The following is a 7,780-nucleotide window of genomic DNA, read 5'->3' on the forward strand; positions in this document are numbered from 1 at the left end:
GATACTTTTAATTGATTGAACGTTCAATCAATTAAAAGTATCATTATGCAAATTTCCGTTATTTCTATGAATGTACGGAAATTTAAAAGTCGCCAGCATTTAGCAAACTCGTGGGATGGAATTTCATGAGAGATGCGCGCCAGCAGTATCAATAATGACGAATCACATCCGTGCAAGGAGCAATGTTATGTGGTCAAAACGTAACACACAAAACGTCATCTTACCGATTCGCCTGAATCCTTTCGTTTTTTGGAGTTCGGCAATTAGTATCAGTCTTTTCGGCTTGTTGTTTGTGCTATTTCCTAGTGCCAGCCAAAATGGACTGACGTGGATTCAACAGCAGGTAAACCAGTTATTTGGCTGGTATTACATGCTGGTGGTGGTACTTTCTTTAGGTTTTGTTGCTTGGCTGGCTTTTTCCAAAGTCGGGCAAATTCCTTTAGGTAAAGCACATGACCGTCCTGAATTTGGCTATCTGGCATGGACATCTATGCTTTTTTCTGCCGGAATCGGGATCGCATTACTGTATTACGGCGTAGCTGAGCCCGTCGATCATTTTTTGCGACCTCCTGAAGGGCAAGGCGGCACCGTTGAAGCCGCTCAAAATGCCATGATGTATAGCTTCTTGCACTGGGGTATACATGGCTGGGTGCTGTATGCGTTGGTAGGTGTCACACTGGGTTATTTTGCCTTCAGGCGTGATTTGCCTCTGGCATTACGTTCGGCACTGTATCCTATTTTTGGCGAACGAATTCATGGCTTGATTGGTCATATGGTCGATGGTTTTGGTATTTTGGCCACGATCATTTCTTTGGTGACCAATCTGGGGATTGGTGCGCTGGTTTTAGTGTCAGGAATTTGCTACTTGTTTCCGGCGATTCCAAACTCCAGCCTAACGCTCATTACCACAGTTGTTTTAATGATGGTGGTGGCCACCATGACCACCGTGGTTGGTATTGAAAAAGGTTTAGCGTGGTTGTCACGAGTGAATCTGCGCTTGCTTTATCTGCTTTTGGCTTTTGTGTTTTTTACCGGACCAACCAATCATTTGTTAAATGGGCTGGTGCAAAATACTGGAGATTACTTAAGTCACTTCGTGCAAAAAAGTTTTGATCTGTATTTGTATGATAAAAAAGCCACAGGCTGGCTGGCATCGTGGACGATTTTTTACTGGGCATGGTGGATTGCTTGGGCGCCGTTTGTGGGCATGTTTATTGCCCGTATTTCAAAGGGGCGTACCATTCGGGAAGTGGTTTTAGGTGTATGCCTCATTCCGTTAGGTTTTACACTGGCGTGGATTTCGATTTTTGGCAACACGGCAATTGATTTAATTTTAAATCAAGGTCAGGGCATTTTGGGAACTTTGGTACTCAAAGATCCAGCTATGTCTTTGTTTAAGTTACTTGAATATTTGCCTTTTCATCCATATGTGGCTGGAATTGTTGTGGTGATTTGTTTCGTTTTATTTTTAACCCCAGTGGGCTCTGGTACACTTATGATAGCCAACTTGTCATCTCAAGGTGGCACAAGCGATAGTGATTCACCGGTTTGGTTACGCATTTTTTGGTCCGTCACGATCACCATCGTGAGTATCGGACTATTACTCGCGGGCAGCTTTAGTGCCATGCAAAGTGCGGTGGTGTTATGTGGTTTACCATTTTCCGTGATTTTACTGCTTTATATGTTTGGGCTTGCGAAAGCATTAAAGCAAGAAGAAACACACAAACCGCACGCTGAGGCACAGATGACCCAAACGCGAGCATCTGCACAACCAGCCAAAGAAACCAGCTCCGTGTAATTGTAGATGGCAATGTTTTATTCCTGACCGGTTCAGGCAAAAACAACAGTGTAGTTTAGTCAATCCTTGAGCAGCTCATGCAGGTGCTGAAGGATTGGCTTTTGTACTTTTCTTTTTCTTTTATTTTCTTGAGGATTGTATGGCAACAGATAATCCAAGAGCAGTTGATGATCAAACGACTCATCCGAAAGATCGTTTAAATCGTGTGGTCTTTTACGTTTCTGCGCTTATTATTTTAATATTTTCTTTAACGACGATTTTATTCAATGAGTTTGCCAATCACATCCTGAGTGCTGTGCTTGGCTGGGTGAGTGCCACTTTTAGTTGGTACTACCTGCTTGCTGCAACGCTGTATATGGTGTTTGTGATATTTATTGCCTGTTCGCGCTACGGCAATATCAAGTTAGGGCCCAAACACTCCAAACCAGAGTTTAGTCTATTAAGCTGGTCAGCCATGCTGTTCTCGGCAGGGATCGGCATCGATTTGATGTTTTTCTCGGTGGCAGAGCCATTGTCTCATTATATGAACCCACCTGTAGGGCAGGGCCAGACCTATGAAGCAGCACGTCAGGCGATGGTCTGGACACTGTTTCACTATGGACTCACTGGCTGGTGTATGTATGCACTGGTCGGAATGGCTCTAGGTTATTTTAGTTATCGTTATAATTTGCCACTTACGATTCGTTCAGCGTTATATCCTATTTTTGGGAAAAAAATTAATGGACCCATTGGCCATAGTGTCGATACTGCGGCCGTAATCGGGACCATTTTCGGGATTGCCACCACCTGTGGTATTGGGGTGGTGCAGCTCAATTATGGCTTGCATGTGTTGTTTGATTTACCTGAAAACTTATGGGTTCAAACCGCATTAATTTTGGTGGCAGTCATTATCACCATTATTTCGGTAACGTCTGGTGTCAATAAGGGCTTACGGATTTTATCGGAAGTCAATATTTATGTGTCTGTTGGCCTGATGCTGTTTATCTTGTTTTTAGGCAATACTGAGTTCTTATTAAATGCACTGGTACAAAATGTGGGGGACTATTTAAGTCGTTTTCCTACCTTGGCACTGGAAACCTTTGCATTTACTCAACCGAAAGAATGGATGAACAACTGGACGCTGTTTTTCTGGGCGTGGTGGGTGGCATGGTCTCCTTTTGTGGGGCTATTTTTGGCACGTATTTCACGTGGACGAACCATTCGCGAGTTTGTCAGTGGGACTTTAATTATTCCATTATTATTTACCCTGACTTGGCTGTCTATTTTCGGAAACAGCGCACTCCATAATGTCATTTTCGATGGCAATATTGCTCTGGCGCAAACCGTTTTAGTCAATCCTGCGCATGGCTTTTACGACTTGCTTGCACAATATCCGTGGTTTCCTTTTATTGCGGGTGTCGCTACCATTACCGGCTTGCTCTTTTATGTCACATCGGCAGATTCAGGTGCACTGGTTTTGGGGAACTTTACCACTCAATTTACCAACATCGATCATGATGCACCGCGCTGGCTCAGTGTTTTTTGGGCGGTGGCGATTGGTTTGCTCACGCTTGCAATGCTCATGACCAACGGGATTACCGCACTGCAAAACGCCACCATTATTATGGGCTTGCCTTTTAGTTTTGTGATGTTCTTGGTGATGGCAGGTTTGTACAAGTCGCTGCGGCTAGAAGATTACCGGCAGGCCAGTGCGAGTCTCAATGCAGCCCCAGTGGTGGGGAATGTGGACATTCTGAACTGGAAAAAGCGTTTGTCACGCGTGATGCATCATCCGGGAACTTCAGAAACCAAGCGTATGCTGAACGAAATCTGTAAACCTGCGGTTCAGGCAGTTGCCGATGAGCTTGAGAAGCGTGCAGTCACTGTCGATGTGCAGGAGGTTGAACTTGAAGAAGATCCAGAGCTTTATCATTTGGATATCACGATTCACCTTGAAGAGGAACAAAACTTTATTTACCAGATCTGGCCTGTCCGTTATATTGCGCCCAACTTTAGTGAACGCGGTAAACGTGGCAAACAGTTCTATTATCGTTTAGAGACCTATCTATATGAAGGATCTCAAGGAAACGACCTTGTAGGTTATACCAAGGAACAGGTGATTAATGACATTCTGGATCGTTACGAGCGCCATATGACATTCTTGCATATCAATCGTATCAGTCCGGGGAACCGACCACTATTTCCAGACCCTAAAGCCTAAGGGGAGCCGTTGAATGTTGACGCCGTATATTCATTCCTTTGCCTTGTTTTTTTCGTTGCTCAATCCATTTTTGATGAGCATTTACATGATCGGCATGATCCGAAATTCTGAAGCAAAGGTCTTTAATAGAGCATTGATACAAGGTTGTATGATTGCATTTATTGTCTTTGTTTTATTTGCTTGGGGTGGCGAAACCATCTTTAGCAAATATTTGAATGTACGTTTTGAAGCATTCCAGATTTTTGGTGGGCTTATCTTTTTGGTGATTGGTTATCGCTATGTGTTTCAGGGTGCAGATACTATTGGTGAAATGCGTGGTGCGCCTGAACATTTGGCTGGCACCATTGCAATGCCGTTTATGATTGGCCCGGGTACGATCAGTGCGGCTGTAGTGACCGGAATCGGACTTCCTATTGGTGGTGCGGCGCTGATTATCGCTTTAACACTGACCGTGACCTGTAGTTTGCTCATTTTAATGAAATTTGCACATGATCATCTACGCTATAAACATGCCAAATATATCGATCGTTATGTAGATATTGTCGGGCGTTTATCTGCGTTACTGATTGGTACCATCGCGATTGATATGATGATTACCGGAATCACGGGGGTAGTCAAAGACATACCGCTGGGTTAACTGACTTTAAGCAAATAGAAAACGGGAGCGATATGCTCCCGTTTTTTATTGATCAGGATGTATTTCAGATTGACGCCATGGTCTGTTTTATACAAGCGCTGTAGATAGAAGTGAGGAGTACATATCTGAAATTCATACACAGATAAGCTTTTGCCGAAACGGACATGGTTATCTAGAGTAAATTGTTTCATAATGAACGCCATAACGTTTTACCGTGTAGAGCGAAAGAACACTATGTCTCCATTAGATCAAATTACACAAACTTCTGAAGAACAATCTGAATTGACTATGTCGGTCTTGATGACCCCAGATATGGCCAACTTTTCAGGAAATGTCCATGGGGGAACCATCTTAAAATTGCTCGATCAGGTGGCTTACGCCTGTGCAAGCCGCTACTCGGGTAGCTATGTGGTTACGCTGTCGGTCGATAAAGTCACCTTTAAAGAGCCAATTTATGTGGGTGAGCTGGTGACTTTTCTGGCCAGTGTGAACCATGTGGGTAAAACCTCGATGGAAATCGGGATTCGTGTAGAAGCACAACATATTCAAAAGCGTACAGTACGCCATACCAATAGCTGCTATTTCACCATGGTGGCAGTCGATGAAAATGGTAAACCGAAAGCCGTGCCAGCCTTAAAGCTCGATACCGAGTGGAAACGCTGTCGTTTTGAGGCAGCAGAGCAGCGTAAACAACGCCGTTTACAAGACAATTCTGGCCCGTCTTGCAGTCTATTTAAAACGAGTCAGCAGGCATAAAGCGCTATGGCTGAGTAGTGGTCTGGTTGTTAGGTCACATAAAAAAGAGCTAAACCGCAGCAAGAGGTTAGCTCTTTTTTGTTGCAATCAAGATATGCTAATCAATTCAATTGGATGAGCGGCTTGATTGTTTAGCTGATGATTATTGAGCAGGCTGAGCCGGTTGGATTGGTGCATTACCTGATTCAGCCGCATTTTCAGTGCTAGGTTGTGCCGCAGCTGGTTGTTGTGTTGCAGCCGAGGTTTTCGAAGAGGTTGCATCAGGTAATTCTTGAGTTGACACTACAACTTTTTCATCTGCTTTAGTTTGATGTTTATCGTGAGCTGAAGCAGCAAACGTAGTAGTTGCAGCAGTCAGAGCAAATGTTGTTGCAAGTAAAGTTTTTACAAGTTTCATAGGAGGCATCCTTTGGTAATTTAAAATACACTATGACCATCGCAGCCTATAGTTTAAGTTTGGCTGTCGACTTGTTGATCATGCTAAAAGCCAAATCTGCATCTGACAATCAATCCAACAAAGTGAAACAGACTGGATTACACAGCGTTCACACATATAAATCCTGTGTATGTTTCATGTAAAAAAAACAGAAAAAAATCGCCAAAAACTGTTTGAAGATATTTCTTTTTGGTTATTTTTTAATCTGTATATTTACCAAAGCAAAACATGTCACTGTGGGCTGAGCCTACAGTCAAAATTGTTTTTCCCATTAAATATAATTATCCTAATCTTTTTATCCATTTAAATAAGTGATGAAAGTCGCATAGATCTTGCCATTTGGTAATGCTATAGCAACTTTTACGCTAATTCAAATCATGATCATTTCTATTCTTTCGAAGACAGCAGCAATATATGAAATACGTTAGACTATAACTTTTAGTGAGTGCGTATTCGACGTGAAACTGGTCATTCCTCAAGCGGTTCCGACACATATTATTTCTGGTTTTCTCGGTGCTGGAAAAACGACCTTGCTTCAGCAGCTTTTGCTACAAAAACCCAAGCATGAAGTGTGGGCGGTATTGATGAATGAATTTGGGCAGATTGGTATCGATCAGCAAATACTTCCCAATGAATCTGGCTATGAAGTGAAAGAATTGCTCGGTGGTTGCATGTGTTGTAGTAGTCAGCTGCCCTTACACATCGCACTTGCCCGGTTGCTCAGCGAAACCAAACCTGATCGATTGTTTATTGAACCGACAGGGCTTGGACATCCTGCTCAGTTACTTGAACAGCTTTCAGAACCGCATTGGCACAGCAGTATTCAGATGCGTGCGTTGATCACAGTAGTTGATGGCAGTCGATTACACAATCAAGCTTGGGTTGAGCAACATTTATATCAAGATCAACTCAAAGCTGCACAATTGGTGGTGGTGTCACATCATGATCAGATGACCCATGCCGATGAGCAAGCATTAGAGCAGCTTCAGCAAGAGTACGCACCTTATGCCCAAACATGGTTTGAGGTATCCAATGGAATACTGGCTTTGGCTGCAATTGATCGGCCCTCACTGGCTACGGTAAAACGCATGCAACCACTTCTGGTACAACAGCAGCGTAATATCGAGATCAAGCAGGCGCCACAAGAGATTAAACAATTGCCGTATCATTATGTTGAAAGTAATGGAGAATATAGCGTGGCTGGCTGGAAGTTTTCACGTCACTGGCAATTTGATTTTGATGATTTATTTGATTTGCTGAGTAGCATAGAGGGCTGGTTAAGAATCAAAGCGATTTTTCATACCAACCAAGGCTGGATCACCTTTAATTTCAATCCAGCACAGCTCAATTACAAAACAGGGCAGGCCAATACAGACAATCGTATTGAGATCATTACTCCATTGTCACAAGACTGGCTCGCCTTTGAACAAGCCTTGCTGGCTTGCCGCTGTAATGAAGATGATCAGGAATAACGCAGATCTGTGCTATTTCTGATCATGAGTTCAGTTAGAAAACTTCTTGTTAGTGCTTTTGCTCAAGCATGGCCTTGGCTTGAGCATGATCGATGTCTTTTTCCCAATGCGCAATGACAACAGTTGCAACACAGTTGCCAATCAGGTTGGTGCATGCACGAACAATCCCGATAAACCAGTCAACCGATAACAACAGGACCAGACCAATGGCAGGTAAACTTGGAATAACGGATAAGGTGGCGGCTAAAATCACCAATGCTGATCCAGGAATGCCGTGTGCACCTTTTGACGTAACCAGTGACACCAGCAAAATCATAATCAGATCATGCATAGACAGATCAATATTACAGGCCTGCGCAATAAAAATAACACCTAAGGTCAGATAAATAGAGAAACCATCCAGATTAAATGAATATCCGGTTGGAATAACTAAACCGACCGTAGAGTCTTTAATTCCTAATTGTTTCAGCTTTTTCATGAT

General features: G+C 43.2%; 7 protein-coding genes. 5 read left to right on the forward strand and 2 right to left on the reverse strand.

What is annotated here, in order from left to right; all coding sequences use genetic code 11:
* Window positions 1-187 precede the first annotated feature (187 nt).
* From ADA42_RS06090 to ADA42_RS06110, 4 genes are all read left to right on the forward strand, one after another.
* A complete protein-coding gene (locus tag ADA42_RS06090) occupies window positions 188-1,798 on the forward strand; it encodes a BCCT family transporter (protein ID WP_048764104.1) in 1,611 nt (536 codons plus the stop codon).
* Window positions 1,799-1,937: 139 nt separating this feature from the next.
* Window positions 1,938-3,998: a choline transporter gene (locus ADA42_RS06095; RefSeq protein WP_004935950.1), complete on the forward strand. Its 2,061-nt coding sequence runs from the start codon at window positions 1,938-1,940 to the stop codon at window positions 3,996-3,998.
* A gap of 13 nt (window positions 3,999-4,011) precedes the next feature.
* A complete protein-coding gene (locus tag ADA42_RS06100) occupies window positions 4,012-4,635 on the forward strand; it encodes a MarC family protein (RefSeq protein WP_004935953.1) in 624 nt (207 codons plus the stop codon).
* 234 nt (window positions 4,636-4,869) lie between these two features.
* On the forward strand, window positions 4,870-5,391 hold the full coding sequence (locus tag ADA42_RS06110) for an acyl-CoA thioesterase (protein WP_004935959.1): 522 nt from the start codon (window positions 4,870-4,872) through the stop codon (window positions 5,389-5,391).
* A 142-nt stretch (window positions 5,392-5,533) separates the two neighbouring features.
* Here ADA42_RS06110 and ADA42_RS06115 read toward each other — a convergent pair whose 3' ends face one another.
* On the reverse strand, window positions 5,534-5,788 hold the full coding sequence (locus ADA42_RS06115; protein WP_004935962.1) for a hypothetical protein: 255 nt from the start codon (window positions 5,786-5,788) through the stop codon (window positions 5,534-5,536).
* Between the two features lie 497 nt (window positions 5,789-6,285).
* Here ADA42_RS06115 and ADA42_RS06120 point away from each other — a divergent pair, with 497 nt between their 5' ends.
* Window positions 6,286-7,299, forward strand: a complete 1,014-nt coding sequence (locus ADA42_RS06120) for a CobW family GTP-binding protein (protein ID WP_048764109.1) — start codon at window positions 6,286-6,288, stop codon at window positions 7,297-7,299.
* A gap of 49 nt (window positions 7,300-7,348) precedes the next feature.
* On the opposite strand, the gene ADA42_RS06125 is transcribed toward ADA42_RS06120, so the two are convergent.
* The coding region (locus tag ADA42_RS06125; RefSeq protein WP_048764111.1) for a cation:dicarboxylate symporter family transporter at window positions 7,349-7,780 on the reverse strand (432 nt) is incomplete at its 5' end.

The sequence above is a fragment of the Acinetobacter sp. 243_ASPC genome (assembly GCF_001054715.1).
In the GTDB taxonomy this organism is placed as follows: domain Bacteria; phylum Pseudomonadota; class Gammaproteobacteria; order Pseudomonadales; family Moraxellaceae; genus Acinetobacter; species Acinetobacter soli.